The following is a 24,126-nucleotide window of genomic DNA, read 5'->3' as shown; positions in this document are numbered from 1 at the left end:
TGGTGGTCATGGGGGGCCTTGCACCTCCTCAGAAGGGACGGGGTACCCAGGCGCCCGGCTGGGTGTGGCAGAAGAATTTGCCGAAAGCAAAGCGGCTCTTCAAGGTTTTGAAGAGGGCCTCGATCTTCCACCTGCGCCGCCCTGTTTGCTTCGCGGTCCTGGGCCTCCTGTGCCGGGAGGATACGAGAAAGCGGTGTTCCTGCCGTTCCCCTTGCTTGGCTGGAAGTCAGATCCAGTACAGCCACAGTGGAAGGTCAGAGAGACCCAAGAGAAAGACGCGACGCTGCTGCGCCGTGATGTCTTTGAGAAATAGAGCCGTCCACGGTCAGCTGATCCGCTCGCATCCCTACGGTAAATTCCAGCCCCAACGCTTGGACTCCAGACATGAAGGTAGCGCTGCCAAACCCGGCATCTGCAAGAAGGTGCACCTGTTTGGCTCGCGAGCGGATGGTGAGAGGGAGTTGCTGAACCAGCCGTAAGGCCAAGTTCGAGGGAGAGGGCGCGGCTTTCCCACGCCAGATCTTGAACCCCCAGGGCAAACGGAGGTCCCCACAGCAGATGTACAGCATCACGACATGGAGGCCACGCATGCCCCATTCAGCGTGTGGATCCAGCCGCCCAGCTCGGCAAAGGTCCCTTCTTTGGCGATGGAGGTGGTGTCCACGATGACCTCGATCAGCGGCGGACGCCCACGGCGCCCACGGAGGTGGGCCTGGAAGGTCTCCAGGGTGTGTTGCCGCATCTCGCGCAGCAGGGTCGGCAAACTCCAGGACTGGTGATTGAGAAAACGGCTGATCGCCCCAGTGGATTTGGCGGTGGAGGCATGGAAACGAGAGGTCCCCAGTGCCTCTAAAAAACAGCTCAGGACAACCTGCAGATTGTCCCGATGCTGCTTGCGGCAACAGGAGGTGAGCATGGCAGAGTGGGAGCCGTCCAGTACGGTTATTTCCTTGGATCACACCCTGAATATGAGGTGGGAAGCCGTCCTGGACGTCATTTTCTCAAAGTGAAAAATGTCAGGCGACGAACCACGCTTTGCCTATGAATTCACGGTCGGCGGTCAACGCCACTTTCCGCCCTCAAGCAAGGGCGTGACCTGTTCGACCATCACCCCATTGTGATCCTGGAAACTGATCTTTATTCTACTCACATGATTACTGGAAGTTTCTCCAAATCGGGTCTCTCTGAACTGGTTGAAGTAGAGCGCTACCTCATTATTTCACTTCTGGCAGGTGTTGGTGTTGCTCTCCTTGGGGGAGCGGCGATGGGGTCATGAACACCGATACGATGCCAACAGCCTTTGTTGTTTTAAGATATATCATTGGTTTTATATCTGTCATTCTGTTCTTCCCTTTTATGCAGAAAGCAAAGGTGAAGAATGGGAGGTCGTATGCGATTCTGGCACTTTTCCTTGCTCCCTTTGTGGGATTATTATCCCTTCTGGTTATGTTAATTATGATTTCTAGGGTAAATCAGGCTGTATTTAAGCCAAGAGGGATCAAAATAGGCCTTTTGGATCCGAAGTTCTGAACGTAAGAATAGAAAGCAATGCCTCGGTAGGAATCTTATTCTCACACCGGGGCATTGCTCCTGGAATATCAGGATGTAACAAGCTGTATTCTATATTATTTGCAATTGCGTAAAAGCTTGAAGGTAGAGGCCAGGCCAGCGGTGGGGAAGGTATAACGCACATACTTGCCTGTTACAACTTTGAACTGCACAGTCACTGATTTCTTCTCCGATAGCATGAGGGACACGATCTGCTGGTCGTTCTCCCAACCCCCAATGGTGTTGAAGTCTGTGGTTGCCTCATCTCCTACAGCGGCAGCCTCGAAGCGTCCTACCTTTTTCGCAGAGTCGGCGCGAATATAAAGATCGGGAATTATGCTGTCCCTGGCTTGCTGCTGAGTAAGTATCTTCTCGGGAACGGTAATATAAAAGATTGGCGCATAATTGAAGCATGCGATGGTAATGGTCGATTTTTTGCTTGAGTCATCTAGAAAAATGCTGCTGTTATTTTCTCCCGTCTTTTCGCGAGACACCCGATACGAGACACTGGTGTTTGGCACGCGAAAATAGTTATTACTGGCCTGGGCAATAGTCAGCAGACAAAGCAAGGTTGATAATGCGGCCACTTTCATTTTGGTGCGCTCCTTCACTTCGACATAGATATGTTCTGATCAATCAGTACGAAGATAATGCCCATTCTAAAGGATCAAAGGCGGGGAACGTCTATATTGGGTTGTAGAGGGTTTTTCCTGAAGCGTCCCCACCCTCACCCGAACGGCCCGGATCTTGGCCTCCTGGACGTGGGCGAGTTCGGGGAGCCGCGTGCCCGATCACGCCGCCTCCGAATCTCCGCGGCCTTCAACCCGTCTGACGACAGGTCCGACAGTTCGTCCACCAGCCCGTCCGGCAGGGTCGCAGCGTACACCAGCAGGTCCGCGTAACTTATCACGGGCCCTGCGTAAGAGCGGTCATCGATCTCAATCTCGATGGTGGGCAGGTTGAAGGTCTGGCACAGGCGCGTGCACCATTGGCGACGTGCTCGGCCAGCAGGATGCCCTTCCCTGGCGTCAAGAGCCACCCGGTGACCTGCACGTACAAGGCACTGGCGTCCAGTCTCAGAACCTCGCTGCTCGCCTGCATCGCCACCACGAACGGCGCCGTGCTCGCCACAGCCGGGCAAACCTCCACGCAAATGAGGCCCTCGCCCCGGTCGAGCTTGATCCGCCTGCCGGTCACCGTGAAGCGGCTGCCGTTCGGGCTTCTTGCTGGCCGGCAGGCCCCTTTACGGGTCATCAGGGGGGCGAGCGTGCCGTCCGGGTCGGTGCGCGGATTAGGCCGTGACGGTGACACGCTGGGCGCTTTCCGGCTTCCAGACCGTGCGGGCGCGAATGCCATTCACACGCACACCCCGCCCGCAGGGCACTGCCCAGCCGGTGAGGGTAAGGGTCACACTGTGGGGGAGACCAGCAGTCACGAGGCCTCGGGCTTCTGTTCGAGGGGCACGCACTCGGCGCGCTCGTACAGGGCGCAAGTGCCTTCCAGGTCCTTGCCCTTGTACTTGAAGAGAGCGGCGGGAAGCTGGTCGCGATGAGATTTGAGGCCTTCCGTTTTGAGGGTGGCTGCATTGGCGAGATGGGCGGGGCGGGTATCAACGTAGGTCGGGATACCGCGTTTCTTGCCCATGTTGGTGTGCTCCTGCCAGGCCCGCTCCAGCGGGTCAGAACGGGGGGTGTAGAGGTTCCTCGGGGGCGTGGATGGGCAGGGAGCCGTCGTCGCCAGAACGGCGGGCCGCACGACGGTCGTTCCCCGTGACTTCACGCCAGAAAGGATGAGGGAGACGGACAACGTGCCCTCGTCCGTGGCCATGCGCAGTTCACCGTGAAGCGTCGCCCGGAGGGTAAGTAGACATGGGGAGAGGCCGCTTGATACTGGCACGACGATCTTTCCGGGTTCCACCTACTTCAGCACCGTTTCCATCATCGCCTCCCATTTTTGCGCGTCAGGCGCTGGTCCGAGCAAAGTCAATGCACCCGCCGGTCATCCTTCACCAGCAGGAATGAAGCGAGCTTCTCGCCCGTGTGCAGTTCGACCTTCGGCCCGTCGAAGGGGACGACCTTGTCCTCGAGGTGCTTGTGTTCCCACCAGCTGTCCACCTCGATGCTGACCGGTGAGGGCGGAGGCGGCTCGTGTGGAGTGGGGGTGCTGAGTGCTGCTGGAGCAGAGGGGCTGGCGACCGGAGCTTGTCCCGTGATCATCTCCAGCGTGAGCGTTTCGCCGATCAGACGGTCGAGACCCAGCTGAGCGAGCATCTCGGAGCCACGTGCCTTGGTATCCAGCGGCATGTCCTGCTGTACGGCGTCCACGGCCTGCTAAATCTCCGCGTCGGTCAGGCGGGGGAACAGCTCTCGGGCGATGCGGGAGGGGGTGGCCTTCGCGGGTTGGACCTGAAGTTCCGGGAGGCGGCTCTTGCTGCAGAACAGCAGCGCGCAAAGCCGGCGCGTGCCAAAGTGCACCACCTGGACAGCCGGCGCTGGGCAGCGTCCGGACTTGCCTCTACGGTGTTCGCGCCCTGTACCGCGCCCGCACCTGGGCTGGGGCCGTGACTTCGAACCCCGCCCTGAGCGTGCCCCCTGACCCCACATCTGCAAGCGTGCCATTCCCCGCACCCATTACGTCGCATGCCTCCCATTGACCGCTTCACCACATCCCCCTCCTTTACCCCTCAGAACCTGCTGGAGGCCCCTTCCTGGCCTTCCTGTGGACAAGTGGTTTTTGCCGCGTCTGGGACGGCGTTTTGCCCACCTTGTTTTCGGCCATCGCAAAGAAGACCGTTCTCTTTCTGCTTTGGGACAAAAGAAGGTTCGGGAAAGGTGTCCCGCTTCCTGCCAAGCTCGGGAGAGGTCACGATCTGGCGAGTTTCTGGGGGATGGTCAAGTCTTGGGGAGGTTTACCAATAAGATGGATTATTGGTAAAAACGCAGCAAGATGGAGGAGAGGCCATGACGCCCGCGCAGTACAACGCAGACCTTCACCACCGGACGTCCGCCTGGTCCAGCCTCCGCCGGCAGTAAAGGCCTGCGCCGAAAAAGACGCGGCAACCTTGTGGGAGATCGTCGAGTGGTACCTCACCTGGAGGTGTGGTGCTGGCCCACACGGGGGTGCGGATCGATGAGACGCTGTCCCTCGGATGGCGCGGCGTGGACCTCGGCGAGGACGATGCCCGGCTGGTGGTGCGGTCCGGCAAGGGGCGCAAGTCGCGCGAAGTGCCCGTCTCGCCTCGCCGCGCCTCTCACCCGCTTTCGACCGGTACCAAGATCGCGGCGGTACACCGGTGAGCAGCTCTTTCCGTACCGCACCTGGCGGGGCGCGGCCTACCACGGCGTGACGTGGGAGGTGTTCGTCCTGTCTCCCGATTCACGGGAACGTCGTCAGGGCATAGGTACCCTGCTCGTAGAGTAGACGCCATGACCCCAGGCGCTCGCTTACCGTCTTGGTCATCAATTCCCCGGCTGATCATCAGGGACGCGGCGGTGTGCCTGAGGTCGTGGAAGCGGATGGGCGGCAGTCCCGCTTGGGCGACGATTTGCCGGTACCATCCGTAGAGGGTGCGCGGCTCGGTCGGCCTCCCAACTCGTTGGCGAAGATGAAGTCCTGGCCCTCCTCGTCGGGTCCCAGGACGACCCTTTCCTGCTGCTGCCGTTCCTGGTGTTCCCGGAGATTGGCGGTGGTGCCGGGCGACAGCTTCACGCTTTGCCGGGCCGATGAAGCCGGACGAAGACGCGCATGGAAATTCCTCCAATGTCGAGCGGCGCGGTTGTGCGAGACGCCGACCACGCGTGAGGTGTCGTGGGTGGTACCTCACGTTCGCCGTTATGACCCGGGGCAGTTGCGGATCACGAACGTGTGCTTCCCCGCGCGCTTGGCCTCGTACATGGCCTGGTCTGCTGCGGCCAGCAACTCTTCCGCATCCATGCCGGCGGCTGGCAGGATCAGCCCGAGACTCGCCTGAACGCGGACTTGAACGCCCTGAAGTCGGACGGGTCGTTCCAGCGATTTCAGGAGCCGCCGTGCGAGGTTCTCGAGCGTCTGGCGCTCTGTGGTGCGGACCAGCAGCGCAAATTCGTCTCCTGCCAGACGCGCCACGATGTCCTCCTTCCGGACACACTCGCGCAGCCTCGTGCCCACCTGACGCAACAGTTCGTCGCCCGCGTCGTGGCCAAAGGCGTCGTTCACCGCTTTGAAGTCATCGAGGTCAGCAAAGCCTACCGCGAAGAGGCGGCCGGCGTTTAGATCCTGAACGGCTGTATGCAGCGCCTGCATGAAGTGCGTGCGGCTCCGCAGCCCGGTCAGGTGGTCGGTGTGCACCTGTTCTTCCAGGGTGTGCTGCAACCGGATGCGCTCTGTCATATCCGTCTGGATGCCCACGAAGTGAGTGACGTGGCCCTGCGAATCGTGAAGAGGCGCGAGGTTCAGTGCGTTCCAGAACGGCGTGCCATTCTTGCGGTAATTCAGGATGACAACGTCGACCTCCTCTCCAGCATCGACCGCCTGGCGAAGGCGCGTGCGGGTCTCGGGGTCTGTATCTTCACCTTGTAGAAAGCGGCAGTTGCGCCCGAGGATCTCGTTCGATGGGTACCCTGTCAGCCGCTCGAATGCGCGGTTGCAGTACATGATGGGCCGATCGCCCTCGTTGCTGCTGATGACGATGCCGTTGGTCGCTGCGTCCACAGCTTGCTTCAGTACGTCCGACAGGTCGTTCTGGTTCGCGAGCATAGCTCCTATTCTGCTCGTTCAAGCCGCTCAGGCGCTGACCGTCGCCTTTCCCTACCTCCCTGACCGACTTTACCCGCTGGGTTGTCCCCGAGTTGCAGCGGCGCAACTTGTTTCGTAAGGACTATGGCGCGGCGCACGCCGTACAGGCCCGGGCATGAAGGCTGCACCTTCTCAACCGGGAGGGTCCGGCTGTCCAACTTGCTGCTCTGTTCTACGCCACTGAGCTCCAAGGAGTTGCGTCATCTGTACCGGCACCTTGGCCCCTAAGCTTCAGTACCTGAAATCTTGCAGTTTTGGCTCAAGTGACGAGAACACCGTCCTGCACGGTTAAAATTGCTTCGAGCTCGGCCTTGAGTTCGAGAAGTCGCACCAGGCCGCAGTATTTGTGCCTGATACATCTACGGCGTGTAGGCCAAGGTAGAAGGTGAAGTAGGCTGAGGACCCGTGATGGACGTCGAACGATTCAAGAACTGGCTGGAAGCCTCAAGGCAAGACGTGGAGAAGAATGGGGTCCACGTTCAGGTCCACTCTTCGAATGAACTGAGTATGGATCCTGACATCGTGTTCAAGCTGGAATCCAACACGGTGCTCGCCACAATAGGGATCTGGTCAGGTCTCCAGGAAGCCGAATTGCACGCCATCGCTATGGAAGCAATTGATTCCATAGCGCTTTATCAAATTCGGCTGATCAATAACAAGTTTGACGTTCTGTTTCGTCCTATTATCACGCTGTTCAAGTGGTAAAGAATCAAAGCCAGAGAAGAATAGCGGCGACCGTCAACCAACCCTCGTAAATGACGGCACGTTTATCATAGCGGGTGGCGATCCGACGAAAATTCTTGAAGCGGTTGATCAAGCGTTCTACCTTGTTTCGTTCTTTGTAGGCAGCGGCATCAAAGCAGATGTCAGGTCCCTGATCTTGTCGCCTGGGAATGGTGATCCGAATCCCGCGATTATGCAGATGCTTCCGAATTGTCGTGTCGCTGTAGCCTTTGTCGCCCACCAGGCGATCAGGGCGAAGTCGTGGTCGTCCTCGTCCTGGACGAGCAACTGCTCCGGTCTCCAGGAGCGAAGGGAGATATCTGGATTCATGGCGTTCCCCGCCACTCAGGACGAACGCCATGGGCTTGCCTTGTCCCTGACGCACGAAGGTGAATCTTGGTACTGAAGCCTCCTCGTGATCGTCCCAGCGCTTCTCCTTCTTGTCCTCCTCGTGCGCCTGCAGCACATTGATGGGCTCTGATCACCGTTCCATCGACGAAGTGTATCGACCAATCGAGCTGGCCTTGTACCTCAGCCTGTCGCTGGAGTTCCCTCCAAACGCCCTGCCGGATGCCTTTCGCCGTCCAACGGCGAAAACGACTGTGGATCGTCGTCCATTTGCCAAATCGCTCAGAAACGTCTCGCCATGGTGCACCGGTTCGAAGAACCCAGAGGATGCCGCTGACGATGGGTCGGTGCGCCAGATATGGATGCCCTAGACCAACAAGAGGGGGGAACAGGGGCTCCAGACGTTCCCACTGCGCATCCGTAATTTCTTCACGTCACAGCACAAAAAGATACTTGCCTTCCCGCCAATTTCAACCCTTGGCCTACACGCCGTAGAGGAGTTTGAAAATAATCTAGAAGCACCTGAAGCTGAGCAGTTTCTTGAGGCTGCATCTCTTCTCAGAATGGGTGACCAGAAGTAATGATTCACTACAAGTGTGGAGATCTAAAGAGATTCGGAAAGGGTCATTCTGGCATTGCATCCACTTCCAGAAGACTAAAATTCATCCTTGCCGCCGATTGAAATCATCTTCTGTTATGACTTTACACTAGTCAGGCAACACAGTATTTACCGACTTTTTATAACCCTCACAATGCCACATGACATTTCTTCTGCTATCCTCCGGCACGGCGTTCTGCAGAAGTCGCCTGCATTCCAAGTGATCTTATGATACGAAAGATTCTCTTATGTCTATCTTAACCCCCCGATCCTTCCTTGGTGTCCTGGTTTCTATAGAAACACTCCTTAGCGAGAAGGGCTGCTCCAATCATTCCTGCATCTATGCCAAGCTGGGCTTTTCTAATGGACACATTTGCAAACCCAGCGGTATACTCGTCAGCATAATGCTGAACTAGATCAAGGAAATAAGGCCCTGCCTCTGTCACGCCGCCGCCTATCACAAACACTTCTGGATCCAGAAACTTCTGGATGTCTGCAATAGCAGTACCAATGAATCGAATGGCATTATCTACAATCTTTTTCGCTTTGCTGTTACCGGATTTTGCAAGTTTAAAGACTTCGGGAGTCGTCACGGAACTGCTAAAAGCGAAGCTCGCGTCACGTGCAATTGCCGACCCACTCGCCACTGCTTCGAGGGCGCCGGGGATAGCCGACCCTGCCAGAGGGCCGCAGGGCAGCGCCATGACGTGCCCAAGCTCACCGGCAATGCCATTGAAGCCCCGCCATATTTTGCCATCGAGAATGATGCCGCTGCCTATTCCTGTAGATACAGTGATGTACACGCTTGAGGAGGCCCCACGCGCTGCTCCGATTCTATTTTCAGCGAGGGCAGCCGCTTTGGCATCGTTTTCCAGCACCACTGGTAGCGTCAAGGCTTGGGAAAGAAATTCGACCACGGGAACATGCTCAAAATCAAAAATGTTATTGGCGAAAAGTACTTCCTGATTGCCCTCTTTCAGCCGCCCCGGCATGCCAACTCCCAAACCGACACTCTCGGGGAATTCGAGCTGCAGGTGCCTGACCTGGGCAGTGACTTCGTCGAGCACGCTACACCAACCATCCCGAGGTGTGGGGAATGTCTTTTTGCAGACGATGGACTCCCCTTGAAGGACGCCCACGGCAACCTTTGTACCTCCAATATCAACGCCGATCGCCGTTGAGGAGAGTTCATGCTCTGACGCCAGTGGTGATTGAGCCGAATTTGGGAGCATAACACCTGCTTTTCTGAATGTGCGACGTGGACGTACCATCGTGAGCGCTTTGAAGCTGAGGCCTATTGATCGCGGCATAAGTCGGTATGAATTTCAGTGGGACGTTCTGCGTGCTGGCCATTTTCCCCGTGACCCGGGGTGCGGAGGGCTGGTGCGAACTTACGCCGTGATCAATAGACGCAGAGAAGGGGTTGGACGGGCATGCCCCCTCTGAGGTATCTCGCCGAAACACAGGAATGCTGATAACTGCGTGTGGGACGTATTTTCTTTTCGCACCTCCTGGCGAACGTTTGACAAAGCTGGTGTCCCTTCCCACTTTTGGGGGTGTTGCAAACACTGCATTGACAAACATCGAGACCGTCCGTACCATACCACTAATTATTTCCTTCGTCGAAAATAATAAGTCTCCCAGGAGAGCCTATGTCTATCCAGAAACAGGTGCTGCACCTGATTCGTCAACATCACGAAATCAGCCAAGCCGAAATCCGCACCATCACCGGCCACAGCGCCTCCTCCATCTCCAGCGCCGTCAAACGCGCCCAAAATCTGGGACTTATCCAAGAAGCGGGCGTCACGCAAGAGGCCCTCGGCCGTCCCCGCACCCTCCTCACCCTCAACCCCAGCTTCAGCTACACCATCGGCGTTCAACTCAACGCCTACCAAAACGAGATGGTCCTGACCGACCTCCAAGGCAAAGTCATTCACAGCCGTGGACTGCATTCCTCAGAGCTGCAACCTCAACAGATTGCCGACGATATCGCGACCTTCATCGCTGACGTCGCAGAACAGCCTGTGGTCGGGGTAGGCCTCGCCGTCTCCGGAATCATCGACCATGAACAGGGCATCTGCCTGGACTCCACCACCACCGGCTGGCACAACGTGCCGATCGCAAGCATCGTCAGTGCGCGAACCGGCATTCCCACCTACGTCGAAAATGACGCCAATGCCCTTGCCCTCGCTGAACTGCTCTTCGGGGAAGGCCGCAACCTCCAATCTTTCATCGTCCTGACCCTCGGAAAAGGCATCGGTGCAGGGATTGTTATCGACCGCGCCCTCTACCGAGGCCGCAACGGCATCGCTGGTGAAGTCGGCCATGTACGCGTCGCGACCTCCTCCGACTACACCTGCCACTGCGGAAAATCCGACTGCCTCGAAGCTGTCGCCTCTGCACGGGCCATCACCCGCATGCTCAGCGACCGGATCGGACAGCCCGTCTCCACAGACACCCTAGGCGCCACCCTCTCCCAATACCCTCAACAAGCGGCAGAAGTGCTCACGCTGGCCGGAGACCGTCTCGGAGGCGCCCTCGCCTTCCTCGCCACCGTCTTTGACCCCGACGCTGTCTTCATCGCGCCAGAACCCCACTTGGGACTCTCCAACATGCAAGGTGCCGTCACCCACGGATTCCACTCCGATCTCCTGCCCGTCAGCCGCAACCCCACAACGCTCAAGTTTCTCGAGGAAGCCACCGACATGTGGGCCCGAGGAGCCGCAAGCATTGCCATCGAACGATTCTTCGAAACCGTCACATCAGAGCTGGTTTCAGCTTGATAGGCCGAACAAGGAGCCGCCATGCAAAGACCCACGTGAACCACGACAGAAGGCTGACCAAACCATTTCGCCCCATAAGCGTTGGGCCCGCGGGTCCACGAGGGAAAGGACGGGAATCATGAAAAACTTAGGACGCCTTACCGCTGGTCTGTGCATGCTGATGGCATTTTCGGTCGGATCTGCCCAGAAAACTCAACTCACCATCGAGAGCTGGCGCAACGACGATCTGAAGATCTGGCGCGACACCTTGATTCCCGCCTTCGAGAAGCGTTACCCAAGCATCCACGTTGTGTTCTCCCCTACCGCTCCCACCGAGTACAACGCCGTTGTCGAAGCGAAACTCAAGGGTGGCACCGCCGGGGACATCATCGCCTGTCGTCCTTTTGATGCCAGCCTGGCGCTGTACAACGCCAAGTACCTGAGCTCACTCAACAGTCTCGCGGGCATGAAGAACTTCACGAAGGTGGCCAAAGCCGCGTGGAGCACGGACGACGGGAAAACAACGTTCTGCGTACCCACAGCAGCTGTGATCCATGGGTTTCTGTACAACCAGGATCTCCTCGCCCTCGTCAAGGGTTCCGAGCCCAAGACGGAAAAGGAGTTCATCTCTCTCCTGGAAGCCATCAAGCGGCGAAACTCTTTTATTCCTCTCGTCATTGGTACCAAAGACCAGTGGGAATCCGCCACCATGGGGTACCAGAACATTGGCCCCACCTACTGGGGGAGTGAGAAGGGCCGCCTCGGCCTCCTTAATGGAACAGCACAATACAACAAGGGTGGATTCCTTGAAGCGTTCCAGGCACTCGCGCGTTGGACGCCCTATCTCGGCCAAGGTTATCAATCACTCGCGTACCCTGATTCTCAGAACCTCTTCGCGCAGGGACGCGGCGCGATCTACCCTGCTGGCTCGTGGGACATCGCCACGTTCAGGAACATGAACCCCAAATTGAAGCTGGGTGCCTTCCCCCCGTACACCGCCAAGGCCGGCCAGAAGTGTGCCGTGAGCGACCACCCAGACATCGGTTTTGGCCTGAACGCCAAGAGTAAGAATCAGGCTGCGGCCAAAGTGTTCCTGAACTGGCTTGCTGGTGATGAGTTCGCTCAGCTGTATGCGAACGCCCTCCCTGGGTTCTTCCCCATGGCTACGGTGAATTACAAGGTCAACGACCCGATTGCGCAGGAATTCCTCAGTTGGCGCAAGAGCTGCGACACCACGTTCCGCTCCTCGTACCAGCTCCTGTCGAGGAACGCCAACCCGAACAACGAGAACGACCTCTGGAACGCTTCCTCCCAGGTGCTCAACGGGAAGATGACACCCAAACAAGCCGCGGACTTCGTCCAAAAGAACCTCGCCTCCTGGTTCACACCACAGAAAGGCAAGTAAGGCTGCGGGGGGAGGTCCTCCCCCCGCCCCTACGACACTGCTATGCGCACACGATTCCCCACCCATATCGCAGTCTTTCTGCTTCCCGCCGTCGCCATCTATTCCGTATTCATGATTTTTCCACTGCTCAGTTCCCTCTGGTTGTCGCTGAACAATAAATCAGGATCGGGAGAAGCCCTTTTTGTCGGTCTGAACAACTATGTAAAGCTTTTTACAGCCCCAGAATTTTCTCAATCCTTCTGGAATGCACTTAAAAACAATGTGATCTTCTTTGTTGTGCATATGCTCTTACAGAATCCCATAGGGCTGTTCTTGGCCGTGCTGCTCACGCGGCGGCTCTCGGGGAGTAGTTTCTACAGAGCTGTCATTTTCACTCCCACCATCCTCTCCGTGGTAATCATTGGGTTTGCCTGGAAACTCATTCTCAACCCCGCCTGGGGTATCGCCACCGGAATTCTCTCGACTGTTGGCCTTCGGGATTGGTATCAACCCTGGCTTGGCCTCGAATCCACTTCCCTGGTAACCTTGGCCTTGATCTCAGTCTGGCAGAACATTGGAATTCCCATGATGCTGTTCATGGCAGCCCTGATCCGCATTCCCAGCGAGTTTTACGAAGCTGCGCGCGTCGATGGAGCGAGTCCCTGGGTCGTCTTTTGGAAGATCCAATTGCCTTTGGTCCTTCCCACCGTCGGTATCGTCGCCGTACTCACCTTCGTCGGGAATTTCAACGCATTCGACCTGATTTACGCTACCCAGGGCGCACTCGCCGGACCCAACTTCTCAAGCGACATTCTGGGAACGTTTTTCTACCGCACGTTCTTCGGGAATCAGTTGCAACCCGGTGACCCCTATATGGGCGCGACTGTCGCGGGCGTCATGCTGCTCGTCATCTTGGTTGGAGTTCTATTCTACATGGTGGCCTGGCAGCGACGAATGCAAGACATTCAATACTGAGCTCCGGCTTCCACGACATACCGCCCCTTTCGTCTGGCTGATCACGCGATCTTTAGAATCACCTGAATACGGGTGGCGTGATCGGCTTTTATTTATGGAGATCGGCAGATGCAATATACTTCCGCAGCGCGAACGACACAGAAGCGCAACCACCTGAAACATCGGCTGCTGACCAATCTGGGAAGCCACGTCTTTCTCATCCTCTACTGCTTCCTTTCTTTGTTCCCGATTGTTCTAATGGTCATCAATTCTTTCAAGAGCCAAATCTCCATCTTCGGCAGGCCATTTGCCCTTCCCAATGCTGAAACATTCACCCTCGATGGGTACAAGTCACTCTTCCAGGGTGCGAACTTCGGCGGCTACATCCTCAACAGCTTCTTCGTTACGTCGGTGTCCCTGGCCTTGATCCTTATAGCGGGAGCCATGGCCGCATTCGCGCTCTCGGAATACAAGTTCCGACTCAACACCTTTATGAGCCTCTACCTCTCGCTCGGCATCATGGTGCCCATTCGACTGGGAACCGTCGGGATTCTGAACCTCACCGTAGACCTCCACCTGGTCAACACTTTATGGGCCCTGATTCTGGTCTACACCGCGCAGGGACTGCCCCTGGCCGTCTTCATTCTGACCTCGTTCATGAAACAGTTGCCGAAGGATCTCAAAGAGGCGGCACGACTGGACGGTGCTAGCGAGTACCAGGTGTTCGGCTTGACCTTGCCGCTTATCCGTCCAGCGATTGGAGCGTTGCTCGCCATTTCGCTCATTCCGATCTGGAACGACCTGTGGTTCCCCTTGATCCTCGCGCCGGGTGAAAAAACCAAAACCATCGTGCTGGGCGCCAGCGTCTTCTTGGGACAGTTTGTGAACGACTACACCGCCGTACTCGCTGCGCTGACGCTCGCCATCCTGCCGGCCATCGTGCTGTACGTGCTGTTCTCCCGACAGTTGATCAGCGGTCTCACCGATGGAGCCCTCAAATGAAGACTTTTGGAGAAGTGAAGACGGTCTGTGTAGGCATCATTGGCTCAGGTACCATGGGACACGCGCATTTCCAGGCGTGGACGGCGCTCGGTGTGCAGGTGTTCCTCTTCAGCCAAGATCTGGCCAGCGCTGAACAGCTGGCCCAGGGGACGGCCGCTACGGTCTGCCCCTCCATGGATGAACTTCTCGCTCAGGTGGACATCGTGGACGTCTGCGTGCCAACGTTCGCGCACCGGGAGGTGGTGGAGCTTGCCGCCCGAGCTGGGCGTCACGTCGTGTGCGAGAAGCCGCTCGCGTTATCTCTCGAAGACGGTGCCGCAATGGTTGCTGCCTGCGAAGCAGCCGGGGTGCGTCTGTTCGTCGCCATGGTGTTGCGGTTCTTCCCTCAGTACCGCGCAGCGTACAACCTCGTCAAAGAGGGCCAGGTGGGCTCACCTCAAGTGCTGAGACTCAAGCGAGTCTCGTCGCCTCCATACGGTGGGACGTCCTGGTACTCCGACGAAAGCCGGTCTGGCGGCATGGTGCTCGACCTGATGTTGCACGACATTGATTACGCCCTATGGTGCGCGGGTGACGTCGAACGCGTGTACTCAAAAGTGAATGTGGTTGGCCCCCGGCAGTACGCGCAGGCGGTGCTGACACACCGGTCCGGCGCCATCAGCCTCATCGAATCCGGCTGGGCCTACCCCCAGGGCATGTTCCGGACCAGTCTGGATATCGCGGGATCGACGGGCGTTATCGAGTGGACGTCCGACGCACCGCCGACCGTTCGCTCCTACCTGCAGGCAAAAAGTGAGCGCGTTCAGGGCGTCGGCCTCCCCTCAGGCGGAGCGGCAGAAGATCCCTTTACCCTGGAAATGAGGCACGTGATGAACGCCTTGCGAAGCGGAACGCCCTTTGACGTGACGCCCCGAGAGGCCATGGTCGCCCTGGAGGTGGCTCTCGCCGTGAAGACATCCGCTCGAACGGGTGTACCTGTGGTGTTGGGAGAAAGCGCATGAAGGTTGGCATTCTCAGTTTCGCGCATGTGCATGCTGAACATTACGCAGCGCTACTCGAAGGGATGCCTGACGTTGAGTTTTCAGGCTTCTGGGATGACGGTCCGGCAGTCCAGCGGCCCGTGACTGCGGCCCAGGCTTTCCCAACTCCGGAGGCCCTCCTGAGCTCGGGTATTGAGGCGGTCATCATCTGCTCGGAAACGTCACGGCACCTGGAATTCGTCACGCTCGCCGCTCAAGCTGGAATTCACGTGCTGTGCGAGAAGCCCATTGCCATCCACGCCCATGAGGCGCTGGCGATGGAGAAGGTCTGCCGGGAACATGACGTGACGTTCATGACGGCCTTTCCCATGCGCTTTGACGTGTCAACGGGCAACGTACGTCAAGCGGTCCTCTCCGGAGACCTAGGGGAAGTGCTGGGCGTGAATGGCATCAACCACAGTGAGAATCCCTCGGGGCACCGTGCCTGGTTTGCGGATCCGTCTCTGTCCGGAGGCGGCGCCCTGATGGACCACGTGGTTCACTTGGCGGATCTGTTGCGGTGGACGTTTGAGAGCGAAGTGGCGGAGGTGTACGCCAGGGTGCGCTGGACCGAAGGCAGCGGCGCAGGAGGAACCCAGTTGGACACGGCTGGATTGCTGCTCCTGACGCTTGAGAACGGAGTTCAGGCCAGTATCGATTGCAGTTGGAGCCGCCCGGAGACCTATCCCCGCTGGGGGCATCTGAAAATGGATGTGGTGGGCGAGCACGGGTTCATGGTGGTGGACGCCTTTGCGGACCACCTGACGACGTATACCCTGAGTCCTTCTCAACCGGTGCAGTGGCCAGGTTACGGGACCGACCCCAACAAAGCGATGTTGCAGTCATTTGTGGACGCTGTTCGAACGGGCGCAGCCCCATCAGTGTCCTGGAAGGACGGCTTTGAAGCCTTAAAGGTGGTTCTCGCGGCGTATGAATCGGATCGCCTCGGGCACCCTGTGCGTCTGAATTGAGGACAGAGCTCCTAGAAAATTTTCTCCGATGGGCCCCAAGGCAACCAAGCCCACATCACTTCTGAGATGGGAGATGTACGCATGCACGTACGCGGTCAAATTCTCACTCCGCACGGCTTTATCTCCGGAACCCTCCATTTTGACCGCCGCATTGAAGGCATCTCATCGGGTGAAGTGGGCGAGCAGTACGTCCTTCCCGGGTTCATCGACACCCATGTTCATGGGGGAGGAGGGGGGACGTGATGGACGGCGTTCAGGGGATTGAAACCCTCGCTCGCTTTCATGTTCAGCACGGCACCACCACGTTGCTTCCCACCACCATGACGCGTCCGTGGTCTGAGGTGCTGGATGCACTCAGGAGCATTTCGAAGGTCCGTGACCAAGGCGTGGACGGCGGAGCAAGCATCTGGGGAGCACACCTCGGAGGTCCATTCATCAGTGGACAGCGTTTGGGCGCGCAGGGCCCGTTCCACATTGATCCGACGCGGGGGCGGGTTGAGGAGATCCTCGAACTCGGTGTGGTTCGTGTCGTGACCCTGGCGCCGGAATTGCCTGGAGCGCCCGAAGCTGCAGTGGAGTTCGCTCGACAGGGCGTTCGAGTCAGCCTCGGCCACACTGTTGGAAGTTACGAGGACGCTGTCAACGTCTTTCGGCAGGTGCAGGAGGAGGGCGGGACAGTGGCAGGGACGCACCTGTACAACGCCATGGGAACGCTGGCTGGTCGAACCCCTGGCGTCCTTGGTGCGGTGTTTGCTCACCCAGGCGCATTCGCGGAGGTGATCCTCGATTTACACCACGTGCACCCCGGGGCATTTGCCGCCGCGTACTCGGCGTTGCCTCAACGGCTGATGCTGATTACAGATGCGATGCGGGCCGCAGGCCAGACCGACGAGATCAGCGAGTTGGGTGGGCAGCGTGTGTACCTCAAAGACGGCCAAGCGCGACTGGAAGATGGAACGCTGGCCGGGAGTGTTCTGACGTTGGATCAGGCCCTTCGGAATGCTGTCCAGTGTGGGCTTTCTCTGGAGCTGGTGTCGCAGATGTTGAGCCAGGTTCCAGCGCGCTACCTGGGGTTAGTGGACCGAGGCAGCCTGAGTGTGGGCCTGCGGGCGGACGTGGTCGTTCTCGATCAAGCCCTCAATGTACGGGAAGTATGGGTAGAAGGAGTGCAAACGGTATGTCATTAAAACGTGCAATGATGTTGCAGGAAGCTCAGGAGGCACCCGAGGTGGCGGCGCGGCTTCTGGAGCGGAACGTTGAACGGGTGCTGGAATTGGTAGGTGTGATCAAAGCGCGTGATCCCCAACTGGCTTTGACGATCGCCCGGGGTTCGAGCGATCATGCCGCCACCTTTGCCAAGTACGCCATTGAGACTCAGCTGGGCTTGCCTGTGGCGAGTCTGGCACCCTCGGTCACCAGCGTCTACGAGCGGCAGATGAAATTGGGTGGGGCGCTCGTCATTGGCATTTCGCAGTCTGGTGCGTCGCCGGATATTGTTGCGCCGTTGGTGGCGGCGCGGCAGAAGGGCGCCATAACGGTTGCGATTGTGAACGAGGAGGGGTCGCCTCTGGCCCAGGCCGCCGAGTATGTTTTGCCCCTGCATGCTGGTAAGGAACAGGCCGTGGCGGCAACCAAAAGCTATATCGCGAGTTTGATTGCTCTGGTCCAGCTGATAAGCACAATCTCACCGGACGAGAAGCTGCGAAAGGCCTTATGGAATTTGCCTGCGGTCCTGCAGGAGACGTTGAAGATGGAAGGTGCTGCAAGAGAGAATGCGGAGCGCTTTCGATTCGTTGAGCATCTGATTGTGCTTGGACGAGGATTGCACCTTGGTATCGCGCAGGAACTCGCCTTGAAGTTGAAGGAAACCAGTGGGATTTTGGCAGAGGCGTATAGTTCTGCAGAGTTTTCGCATGGTCCGATCCGGGTGGTCGAACCCGGCTTCCCAGTTCTTGCTTTGCAGGCAGATGATGAGACGTCGGCATTGACGATGGAAGCGTACCGAAATCTTCAGGAGAAGGGAGCGGCGCTGGCTATTGTTGGAGCAGATGCGGCTTTAGAAGTGCCAGTGAAACTCGTCACGCCAAGAACGGGTCATCGTATTACGGATCCTATCGCGGTTATTTTGGCTTCGTATTTTCTTGCTGGGCACTTGGCCCTACACCGTGGCTTGAATCCCGATGCACCTCCCTCCTTGAGCAAGGTCACACTCACCGTCTAGTAGGGAGCGTGTTCTAATTATGCCGGGATATCAGGAGGGCTACAATGAAAAACTTATTTACGTCTTTTGCCATAATATTCTAATATGAAGGCCATCGATTCAAAACTAGTAGCGAGCAAGTGCTCTTCCAACAGCTGTATTAGAAATAGGCATGAAACTTTCGATGAATCGTGCACATTAATGGATAAAAGCAAGCATATTCTTAAATTATATTATAAAAATCTTCGGAATCTAATCTACTCGGACATGGAGTTATTCTATGGAGAGATGTTAAAAGCTTTCCCCGAGGAAGATATTTTAATGCTAAAATAACTCATCACGCATCCTGACCTTGCGGTGAACAAAGTCGGTCAAGTTTGTGTGTTTGATGTCCGCATTTATAGCCTCCTTCTTGAAATTTCTCAGGCGAACAGTCAGTTAAATAGCTTGTACCTGAGCACACGTGCCGTCCTTAAGAATAGGATGGAGTCGTTTTTTCAGATTAGACCTACTGAATCCGACTATCCTTCACGGGAATACTACATATTCTATTCAAATGTCGCTTTCTGGTTAATGTACAGCCTGAGCGGCTTATTGTCTGATTTAATAGTTGGCGAAGATGTAGGATTTAAAATAGATAAGCATGGAAATAATACACTTTCTCAATCGATTCATGTGAGTAGATTTTCAGAGATTCTCAGGAATAGGCCACACCGCTCGTAATAGCGCACGGTTTCAATATTGACCCCCCACTTGTTGCGCTAACTCTCCAATTCGTATGTTCGCCGCGCTTTCCATGGTGCTCCAGAGGTGAGATCAACTTGAAAGTGTGCGGGTAGAAACGCTTGAATCTCTTCATTCCTTCCCAATCCCAGGGAGCGTAGTCCACCCGCTGGCTGGAAGGGCACCCTGCTGTGCAAGCAGGAGCACGATGACGGTCAGGGGGACCTCCGAACGCCGTCAGCTCAGGCGGTACTTCACGGTAAACCCGTACCATAGTCCAGAATTCAAGAGAGGTATCCACACGGTGAGCTGAATCAAGTCTTTTCAACGCTTTCTCTGAGCAAGGTCAACACCTGCGTTCCTACAATCTCCAATTCCGGCCAGGGCTCATCGGTCACGACGGTGGTCAGTTCCTCCGGCCGCAGGACCAAGTGAGCCACCACTTGGTCTCGTTTGGAGTGATCGGCCAGGACGACGGTGCGTAGGCCCGCCGCTACCATCGCCCGTTTGAGCTGTGCATCCTCTTCGTCTGTCACGGTCACGCCCGCCCTCGGATGCAGCGCGCACGCGCCCAGTACAGTCCAATCTGCCCTGTACTGACGGATAACTTCCCGCGTTGCCTGGCCCCGCAACGCCCGGGCCGGCGCTTTCCATGCTCCCCCTGTCACGATCAGTTCGACCTCGGCCTCCTGCTCGAAGACAGCCGCGATGTCCAGAGAGTTGGTGATGATGGTCAGTGGTCGGACTGTCAGATGCCGCGCCAAAGCCAGCGTCGTTGAACTCGCGTCGAGGATGACCGTCTCGCCGGACTGAATCAACCGGGCAGCCCGGCGGCCGATCCGGTCCTTGGCCTCCGGCAGGCTGGTTGCCCGTCCCTGCCAGTCGAGGTGCGCCGTAGCAAGCGCGACCGCTCCCCCATGCGTCTTCTGCAGGTGACCGCGGCTTTCCAGGGCACTGAGGTCTCGCCGAATGGTGTGCTCGGACACCCCGTAGCGTCCAGCGAGTACCTGAACCTCGACGCGACCTGTGGTTTTGAGCTCCGCCAGAATTTGGTTCTGCCGCTCCTCCGCAAACATGGCTTCACCCTACCACTCATTTCTCCATTTGCTCGATTGTGCTCATATGTGCTCGGATGTGACATAGTGCTCTGGGCCGTCCAACTGGACCCGACAAGGAGAAACGATGAATCAGGCCTCCGTTCCCGTCCCATTTCGCCCCGGCACCGTTCGCCTCGCCATTTCCCTCGTCTTTCTGGTGAACGGCGCGGTCCTCGCCACTTGGGTCTCGCGCATTCCAGTTCTCAAAGATGCGCTCGGGTTGAGTGACGGGCAGCTCGGCCTCGCCCTGTTGGGCATGGCGGTCGGCGCACTGATTGCATTCCCCATCACTGGCCTTCTGATATCCCGCTTCGGCAGTCGAAACGTCACCCTCGCTGTGGGTGTTCTCTACTGCTTGACGCTCCCCCTGCTGGCCCTCGCGCCCTCGTTATCCGTGCTTACCCTCACGCTGCTTGCCTTCGGGGCATTGAACGGCTCTATGGATGTGGCTATGAACGCTCACGGAGTTGAGGTTGAGAAGCACTCCGGACGCAGAATTCTTTCGTCCCTCCACGGGATGTGGAGCCTCGGCGGCTTGATCGGCTCGGGGCTGGGGGCGCTCGCAGCCCACCAAGGACTGTCCCCGAGGATGCATTTGTCGGTGACGGCCTTACTCCTGGCCGTGGTCCTGGTTCTCGCCGCGACGCACCTGCTGAGGTCAAGGCCCACCTACCGCTCGGGAGATCCAGTCTTTGCCCTCCCCACCCCAGCCCTTCTGGGCTTTGGGCTTATCGCGTTCTGTGCCTTTCTCAGTGAGGGCGCAATGGCGGACTGGAGTGCCGTGTACCTACGTGACACCCTGGGTACCGGTGCACCCTTCGCCGCCATTGGATATGCGGCATTCTCCCTCACGATGACGGCAGGGCGCTTTACAGGGGACGCTCTGGTGACATGGTTGGGTCCCGTCCGCACCGTGCGCTTCGGCGGCCTTCTGGCCGGGTTTGGGTTGGGTACAGCGCTGCTCCTGGGTTCCCCAGCGTTCACCCTCGTTGGTTTCGCATGCGTCGGGCTGGGGATGGCTGCCATCGCGCCCTTGGTGTTCAGCGCGGCGGGCCGTACACCAGGGGTCTCGTCCGGTACAGCCATCGCGGCGGTGGCGACGATGGGTTATACCGGTCTTCTGGCGGGCCCACCCCTCATCGGTCTGATGGCCGAGACCGTTACGCTGCGGATCGCCCTGGGTGCTGTGGCTCTCCTGGGCTTCACGATCGCGCTGCTCAGTGGCAACGTACGCGGTGCAGCTCTCCCCGGAGAAGAAGCGCCGGTCCCCGAATTGGAGGGAGCAAGATGAGGTCATCAAGGCGGGCTGCCCCCAGCCTTACTGATCCCCGGTGATGATGGCCGTTTCCGTCGGTTTGCCAGGCTACTGCTGCGCTCCAATGGGTGCCGCTCGTGGCACCGCCGATTGACGCTGGAGTCTTGTCAAATAAACGGTGGGAGGCCGACATCCCCGTTGGGGGACTAAACGTCAGGCCGCCCTTGGCTTGTTGCCTCAGTTCAGCACGCTCGCTCATCTGGGGCTCTTTTAGTTCAGTGTCCTTTTCCCTTCTCTCGCCCTCCTGAACTTGAGCTTCTCTCTGGTGGAAACAGCTCCAGGAGGGCCTCACCCCGGTTCGTCCATCGGTAGTACACCGCACGTCCCAGCCGCTGTCCCTCAACCAATCCAGTCTGGCGCAGCTTCGAGAGTTGAAAACTCACCGCGCCCGGCACCAGGCCGAAGAGGTGGGCCAACTCCAGGGTCGTGCTGGGGGTCCGCAGGGCACTGAGAATACGGGCACAACTCGTTCCGAGCAGGTGTTCCAGGGCGCCATATGGTTCGGGGACAGCATGCCAGAGGTTCGCTGCTCCACGCGCCGGGTAAATGACCGTCGGTTGCCAAGGGGGATCGCGGAGGGTCAGAACCTGGGCCCAGCAGAACAGACTCGGGACCAGCACCAGCCCCTGACCTCGGACATGCACTGTCTGTTCAGAGTCGCTCTGGCGGGTCAAGACGCCGTTCTGAAACGTCAGACTGGCGTGAAGACCCTCAAATAAGCTGCCGGGTCCGCTCAGGGCCAAGATCCGTCCGCGAAGCGTCACGTCCGCCTCCAGCATCAGGAGCATGCGCGGCCAGTGCACAGCGAGGTGCCGTTCCCAGTAAGTGCCAATCGATTGAACCATCCGGTGCAGAGACAGCGAGGGTTCGTCCATCAGCGCCCGGACCAGTTCGGACCGCTTCTCTGGGTTTGGGAAGGTTCTCGTGACTTCGCGGCGCACGACGTACTCCGGTGTAGAGGCCACCCGCGCGAGTTCTTCCTCAAAATCGGGAAACGGCGTGCTAGGGGGCGGTGTCAGGAAATCCGGCATGTACTGCTGGGCGTTCACCAATTGCATGGCCAGCGTGAGGTAGGGGTCAGGTTTACGGAACGGCAACTGCTGGCGAGTTTCCCGGATCCAGGGCAGATGCAGGGCTGCCAGGGCAGGCTGTTGTAGCACACGCAAACTCATGATCCCTTCCCACATGGGCGAGAAGGCGAAGCGCAAGCGGCTCAGGTCTTCCGCTTCCAGAACAAAATGAATGCTCATCCAACCCCAAACTATGATTCAAAATAATTTGAATTTGGAGTGCCCTCTGTACAGCGACTCCTAAGCTCAGCGCGAGGAGCCAGCCATGTTGTCTACAAACCCGTCGTCCCCCCCAGGATTAATCTGGCCTAGCCGGAGTTACCGCCTTTACCTGGCTGCGTCGAGCATTTCGAGCGTAGGGAATGGCATGCAGTTCATTGTGGCCAGCTGGCTCGCCACCGAACTCACCGGAGATGGCGCGGCCAGCGCCGCCGTGCTGATCTGCTCCACCCTGCCTGGCGTGCTGTTCGCACCTATTGCAGGGGTGCTGGCAGACCGTTACGACCGGCGCAAGTTGGCAGCGATGATGGACCTGTTTCGGGCCGTGGTCCTGCTGGGAGTGCCCCTCATTGCCACGTTGGGGCAATTGCAGGTCGGACACCTGTACCTTGTGAGTTTCCTGACGGCCCTTGGCGACACTATCTACAAACCCACGCAGAGCGCACTGGTGCGCGAGATCGTGCCCTCTGCCCGACTCCTGCAAGCGAACACCTCGGCCATGATTGGAATTCAGCTGGGAATGATCGTTGGAGCGGGTTCGAGCGGCCTCCTCATGACTTGGCTGACACCCCCGGCAGTCATGCTCCTGAACGCCCTGAGCTTCGTCCTTTCCGCCATCTGCACGCTCCAGATGCTGAGTCTCCGGTCTGGAAACGCGAAGGAGCAGGATCAGGGGAACGTGCCTCCCGGGCGACAGTACCTCTGGGAGATGCGGCTCGGCTGGACGTATCTGCGCCAGAACAGTCGCTTGGCCTTTCCCTATGTGATGGCCCTGGTGCTCGCGAGTACGGCCCAGAGCATGAATGCCTTGCTGGTGCCGTTTGTGCATCAGGTACTGCGCCTCTCGCCGGGTGCATTGGGATTGATTGACGGCGCGTGGGCCGTGGGTGCCGTACTGGCAGGCTTTATCCTGCCGTTACTCCTTCAGCGCTTCTCGAAGGCCGTGGTCATGGTGGCGGCACCAGGACTCCTCAGCCTCACCCTGCTGTTGGGGTCACGGGCGTCAGGGCTTGTAGAAGCAGTGTTGGCCTGGGGACTGATGGGGCTCTTTTCGCGGAGCCTCATTCTGTACCGCACCGCTGCACAGGAACACACGGCCTTGGAGTATCAGGGCCGTGTAGAGAGTACGTTCGGGGTGCTGACCAGCCTGACCTTTCTGACCTTATACGTGCTGCTTGGGAGCGCCCAGGCTGCTTTTGGCCCACGGGTCCTGATCGTGGCCCAGGGTCTGCTGATAGGGGGAGCAGCACTTTGGGCCTGGAGAGCATTGCGAAGCGGAACGTATGGATCTCTTGTGAGCAACGACAGAACTTGACTTGTTTTAGAACGCCCTCCTCGCGCACACGCAGCGGGGGGGCATGCGGCGTGAGCTACCCCAGCACCATCCCTGGAGACTTGACGAGCCAGGCGACGGTCCTCA

General features: G+C 58.1%; 27 protein-coding genes and 2 pseudogenes. 14 read left to right on the top strand and 15 right to left on the bottom strand.

The window, feature by feature from the left end; all coding sequences use genetic code 11:
- Window positions 1–28: 28 nt before the first annotated feature.
- Both B9A95_RS36805 and B9A95_RS31670 read right to left on the bottom strand, forming a co-directional pair.
- A pseudogene (locus B9A95_RS36805) lies at window positions 29–148 on the bottom strand (hypothetical protein); the annotation flags it as partial.
- Between the two features lie 420 nt (window positions 149–568).
- Window positions 569–763 (bottom strand): hypothetical protein, encoded by a 195-nt coding sequence (locus tag B9A95_RS31670; protein WP_139806511.1) that lies wholly within the window; start codon window positions 761–763, stop codon window positions 569–571.
- A gap of 509 nt (window positions 764–1,272) precedes the next feature.
- Here B9A95_RS31670 and B9A95_RS31665 point away from each other — a divergent pair.
- Window positions 1,273–1,530: a hypothetical protein gene (locus tag B9A95_RS31665; protein ID WP_139806510.1), complete on the top strand. Its 258-nt coding sequence runs from the start codon at window positions 1,273–1,275 to the stop codon at window positions 1,528–1,530.
- A 95-nt stretch (window positions 1,531–1,625) separates the two neighbouring features.
- Here the strand turns inward: B9A95_RS31665 and B9A95_RS06050 are convergent, their stop codons facing one another.
- From B9A95_RS06050 to B9A95_RS06030, 6 genes are all read right to left on the bottom strand, one after another.
- Entirely contained in the window at window positions 1,626–2,159 is a 534-nt protein-coding gene (locus B9A95_RS06050; RefSeq protein WP_139806509.1) for a hypothetical protein, read from the bottom strand.
- Window positions 2,160–2,275: 116 nt separating this feature from the next.
- On the bottom strand, window positions 2,276–2,458 hold the full coding sequence (locus B9A95_RS06045; protein ID WP_084046035.1) for a hypothetical protein: 183 nt from the start codon (window positions 2,456–2,458) through the stop codon (window positions 2,276–2,278).
- On the bottom strand, window positions 2,455–2,802 hold the full coding sequence (locus tag B9A95_RS06040; RefSeq protein WP_139806508.1) for a hypothetical protein: 348 nt from the start codon (window positions 2,800–2,802) through the stop codon (window positions 2,455–2,457). Before B9A95_RS06040 ends, B9A95_RS06045 begins: the two co-directional genes overlap by 4 nt.
- Window positions 2,803–2,839: 37 nt before the next feature.
- Window positions 2,840–2,983: a hypothetical protein gene (locus tag B9A95_RS33310; RefSeq protein ID WP_170928455.1), complete on the bottom strand. Its 144-nt coding sequence runs from the start codon at window positions 2,981–2,983 to the stop codon at window positions 2,840–2,842.
- The gene (locus tag B9A95_RS35085; RefSeq protein WP_245808157.1) at window positions 2,980–3,327 is read right to left on the bottom strand and encodes a hypothetical protein; all 348 of its coding nucleotides are present in this window, start codon (window positions 3,325–3,327) and stop codon (window positions 2,980–2,982) included. The genes B9A95_RS33310 and B9A95_RS35085 overlap by 4 nt, the downstream gene beginning before the upstream one ends.
- Window positions 3,328–3,530: 203 nt before the next feature.
- On the bottom strand, window positions 3,531–3,872 hold the full coding sequence (locus B9A95_RS06030; RefSeq protein ID WP_084046033.1) for a hypothetical protein: 342 nt from the start codon (window positions 3,870–3,872) through the stop codon (window positions 3,531–3,533).
- A 777-nt stretch (window positions 3,873–4,649) separates the two neighbouring features.
- On the opposite strand from B9A95_RS06030, the gene B9A95_RS06025 reads away from it, so the two are divergent.
- Window positions 4,650–4,844, top strand: coding sequence for a tyrosine-type recombinase/integrase (locus B9A95_RS06025; protein WP_170928454.1), 195 nt, complete (start codon window positions 4,650–4,652; stop codon window positions 4,842–4,844).
- Here B9A95_RS06025 and B9A95_RS36800 read toward each other — a convergent pair.
- Window positions 4,799–5,371 (bottom strand): tyrosine-type recombinase/integrase, encoded by a 573-nt coding sequence (locus B9A95_RS36800; RefSeq protein WP_212648260.1) that lies wholly within the window; start codon window positions 5,369–5,371, stop codon window positions 4,799–4,801. The genes B9A95_RS06025 and B9A95_RS36800 overlap by 46 nt on opposite strands.
- 8 nt (window positions 5,372–5,379) lie before the next feature.
- Window positions 5,380–6,282 (bottom strand): GGDEF domain-containing protein, encoded by a 903-nt coding sequence (locus tag B9A95_RS06015; protein WP_084046031.1) that lies wholly within the window; start codon window positions 6,280–6,282, stop codon window positions 5,380–5,382.
- A gap of 444 nt (window positions 6,283–6,726) precedes the next feature.
- On the opposite strand from B9A95_RS06015, the gene B9A95_RS06010 reads away from it, so the two are divergent.
- On the top strand, window positions 6,727–7,026 hold the full coding sequence (locus B9A95_RS06010) for a hypothetical protein (protein ID WP_139806507.1): 300 nt from the start codon (window positions 6,727–6,729) through the stop codon (window positions 7,024–7,026).
- Between the two features lie 4 nt (window positions 7,027–7,030).
- Here B9A95_RS06010 and B9A95_RS36550 read toward each other — a convergent pair whose 3' ends face one another.
- The 3 genes and pseudogenes from B9A95_RS36550 to B9A95_RS06000 all read right to left on the bottom strand — a co-directional run bounded on the left by B9A95_RS36550 (window position 7,031) and on the right by B9A95_RS06000 (window position 9,222).
- Complete coding sequence (locus B9A95_RS36550) at window positions 7,031–7,510, bottom strand: IS5 family transposase (protein WP_342744567.1); 480 nt, start codon at window positions 7,508–7,510, stop codon at window positions 7,031–7,033.
- Window positions 7,485–7,784: pseudogene (locus tag B9A95_RS36545) on the bottom strand (transposase); the annotation flags it as partial. The pseudogene B9A95_RS36545 and the gene B9A95_RS36550, both read right to left, overlap by 26 nt.
- Before the next feature lie 463 nt (window positions 7,785–8,247).
- Window positions 8,248–9,222 carry an ROK family protein gene (locus B9A95_RS06000; protein WP_084046029.1) on the bottom strand — a complete coding sequence of 325 codons (975 nt, stop codon included), beginning with the start codon at window positions 9,220–9,222 and terminating at the stop codon, window positions 8,248–8,250.
- A 438-nt stretch (window positions 9,223–9,660) separates the two neighbouring features.
- Between B9A95_RS06000 and B9A95_RS05995 the strand changes: the two genes are divergently transcribed.
- From B9A95_RS05995 to B9A95_RS05960, 9 genes are all read left to right on the top strand, one after another.
- On the top strand, window positions 9,661–10,773 hold the full coding sequence (locus tag B9A95_RS05995) for an ROK family transcriptional regulator (protein WP_170928453.1): 1,113 nt from the start codon (window positions 9,661–9,663) through the stop codon (window positions 10,771–10,773).
- A 118-nt stretch (window positions 10,774–10,891) separates the two neighbouring features.
- Window positions 10,892–12,157, top strand: coding sequence for an ABC transporter substrate-binding protein (locus tag B9A95_RS05990; protein ID WP_084046027.1), 1,266 nt, complete (start codon window positions 10,892–10,894; stop codon window positions 12,155–12,157).
- A gap of 42 nt (window positions 12,158–12,199) precedes the next feature.
- Window positions 12,200–13,111 (top strand): carbohydrate ABC transporter permease, encoded by a 912-nt coding sequence (locus B9A95_RS05985; RefSeq protein ID WP_084046026.1) that lies wholly within the window; start codon window positions 12,200–12,202, stop codon window positions 13,109–13,111.
- A gap of 108 nt (window positions 13,112–13,219) precedes the next feature.
- On the top strand, window positions 13,220–14,092 hold the full coding sequence (locus B9A95_RS05980; protein ID WP_084046025.1) for a carbohydrate ABC transporter permease: 873 nt from the start codon (window positions 13,220–13,222) through the stop codon (window positions 14,090–14,092).
- Entirely contained in the window at window positions 14,089–15,093 is a 1,005-nt protein-coding gene (locus tag B9A95_RS05975; protein ID WP_084046024.1) for a Gfo/Idh/MocA family protein, read from the top strand. The genes B9A95_RS05980 and B9A95_RS05975 overlap by 4 nt, the downstream gene beginning before the upstream one ends.
- Window positions 15,090–16,082 (top strand): Gfo/Idh/MocA family protein, encoded by a 993-nt coding sequence (locus B9A95_RS05970; RefSeq protein WP_084046023.1) that lies wholly within the window; start codon window positions 15,090–15,092, stop codon window positions 16,080–16,082. Before B9A95_RS05975 ends, B9A95_RS05970 begins: the two co-directional genes overlap by 4 nt.
- Window positions 16,083–16,163: 81 nt before the next feature.
- On the top strand, window positions 16,164–16,325 hold the full coding sequence (locus B9A95_RS35080; RefSeq protein WP_245808156.1) for a hypothetical protein: 162 nt from the start codon (window positions 16,164–16,166) through the stop codon (window positions 16,323–16,325).
- On the top strand, window positions 16,325–17,269 hold the full coding sequence (locus B9A95_RS05965; RefSeq protein ID WP_245808166.1) for an N-acetylglucosamine-6-phosphate deacetylase: 945 nt from the start codon (window positions 16,325–16,327) through the stop codon (window positions 17,267–17,269). Before B9A95_RS35080 ends, B9A95_RS05965 begins: the two co-directional genes overlap by 1 nt.
- Complete coding sequence (locus B9A95_RS05960; protein WP_084046022.1) at window positions 17,260–18,303, top strand: SIS domain-containing protein; 1,044 nt, start codon at window positions 17,260–17,262, stop codon at window positions 18,301–18,303. Before B9A95_RS05965 ends, B9A95_RS05960 begins: the two co-directional genes overlap by 10 nt.
- 1,016 nt (window positions 18,304–19,319) lie before the next feature.
- On the opposite strand, the gene B9A95_RS05955 is transcribed toward B9A95_RS05960, so the two are convergent.
- The gene (locus tag B9A95_RS05955; protein WP_084046021.1) at window positions 19,320–20,081 is read right to left on the bottom strand and encodes a DeoR/GlpR family DNA-binding transcription regulator; all 762 of its coding nucleotides are present in this window, start codon (window positions 20,079–20,081) and stop codon (window positions 19,320–19,322) included.
- A 106-nt stretch (window positions 20,082–20,187) separates the two neighbouring features.
- Between B9A95_RS05955 and B9A95_RS05950 the strand changes: the two genes are divergently transcribed.
- Complete coding sequence (locus tag B9A95_RS05950) at window positions 20,188–21,393, top strand: MFS transporter (protein ID WP_084046020.1); 1,206 nt, start codon at window positions 20,188–20,190, stop codon at window positions 21,391–21,393.
- 239 nt (window positions 21,394–21,632) lie between these two features.
- On the opposite strand, the gene B9A95_RS05945 is transcribed toward B9A95_RS05950, so the two are convergent.
- Window positions 21,633–22,667, bottom strand: coding sequence for a DUF5937 family protein (locus tag B9A95_RS05945; RefSeq protein WP_084046019.1), 1,035 nt, complete (start codon window positions 22,665–22,667; stop codon window positions 21,633–21,635).
- Between the two features lie 85 nt (window positions 22,668–22,752).
- On the opposite strand from B9A95_RS05945, the gene B9A95_RS05940 reads away from it, so the two are divergent.
- Entirely contained in the window at window positions 22,753–24,021 is a 1,269-nt protein-coding gene (locus tag B9A95_RS05940) for an MFS transporter (protein ID WP_084046018.1), read from the top strand.
- The last annotated feature ends 105 nt before the right edge of the window (window positions 24,022–24,126 follow it).

The organism is Deinococcus hopiensis KR-140 (genome assembly GCF_900176165.1).
Lineage (GTDB): Bacteria > Deinococcota > Deinococci > Deinococcales > Deinococcaceae > Deinococcus > Deinococcus hopiensis.
This window is presented reverse-complemented; position numbering and strand designations above follow the sequence as displayed.

Bases quoted from the DNA above. Each gene is read 5' to 3' on its own strand.
- B9A95_RS31665 (WP_139806510.1), top strand. From the start codon at position 1,273: ATGAACACCGATACGATGCCAACAGCCTTTGTTGTTTTAAGATATATC.
- B9A95_RS06040 (WP_139806508.1), bottom strand. From the start codon at position 2,802: ATGACCCGTAAAGGGGCCTGCCGGCCAGCAAGAAGCCCGAACGGCAGC.
- B9A95_RS06015 (WP_084046031.1), bottom strand. From the start codon at position 6,282: ATGCTCGCGAACCAGAACGACCTGTCGGACGTACTGAAGCAAGCTGTG.
- B9A95_RS06000 (WP_084046029.1), bottom strand. From the start codon at position 9,222: ATGCTCCCAAATTCGGCTCAATCACCACTGGCGTCAGAGCATGAACTC.
- B9A95_RS05990 (WP_084046027.1), top strand. From the start codon at position 10,892: ATGAAAAACTTAGGACGCCTTACCGCTGGTCTGTGCATGCTGATGGCA.
- B9A95_RS05985 (WP_084046026.1), top strand. From the start codon at position 12,200: ATGCGCACACGATTCCCCACCCATATCGCAGTCTTTCTGCTTCCCGCC.
- B9A95_RS05980 (WP_084046025.1), top strand. From the start codon at position 13,220: ATGCAATATACTTCCGCAGCGCGAACGACACAGAAGCGCAACCACCTG.
- B9A95_RS05975 (WP_084046024.1), top strand. From the start codon at position 14,089: ATGAAGACTTTTGGAGAAGTGAAGACGGTCTGTGTAGGCATCATTGGC.
- B9A95_RS05970 (WP_084046023.1), top strand. From the start codon at position 15,090: ATGAAGGTTGGCATTCTCAGTTTCGCGCATGTGCATGCTGAACATTAC.
- B9A95_RS35080 (WP_245808156.1), top strand. From the start codon at position 16,164: ATGCACGTACGCGGTCAAATTCTCACTCCGCACGGCTTTATCTCCGGA.
- B9A95_RS05965 (WP_245808166.1), top strand. From the start codon at position 16,325: ATGGACGGCGTTCAGGGGATTGAAACCCTCGCTCGCTTTCATGTTCAG.
- B9A95_RS05960 (WP_084046022.1), top strand. From the start codon at position 17,260: ATGTCATTAAAACGTGCAATGATGTTGCAGGAAGCTCAGGAGGCACCC.
- B9A95_RS05955 (WP_084046021.1), bottom strand. From the start codon at position 20,081: ATGTTTGCGGAGGAGCGGCAGAACCAAATTCTGGCGGAGCTCAAAACC.
- B9A95_RS05950 (WP_084046020.1), top strand. From the start codon at position 20,188: ATGAATCAGGCCTCCGTTCCCGTCCCATTTCGCCCCGGCACCGTTCGC.
- B9A95_RS05945 (WP_084046019.1), bottom strand. From the start codon at position 22,667: ATGAGCATTCATTTTGTTCTGGAAGCGGAAGACCTGAGCCGCTTGCGC.
- B9A95_RS05940 (WP_084046018.1), top strand. From the start codon at position 22,753: ATGTTGTCTACAAACCCGTCGTCCCCCCCAGGATTAATCTGGCCTAGC.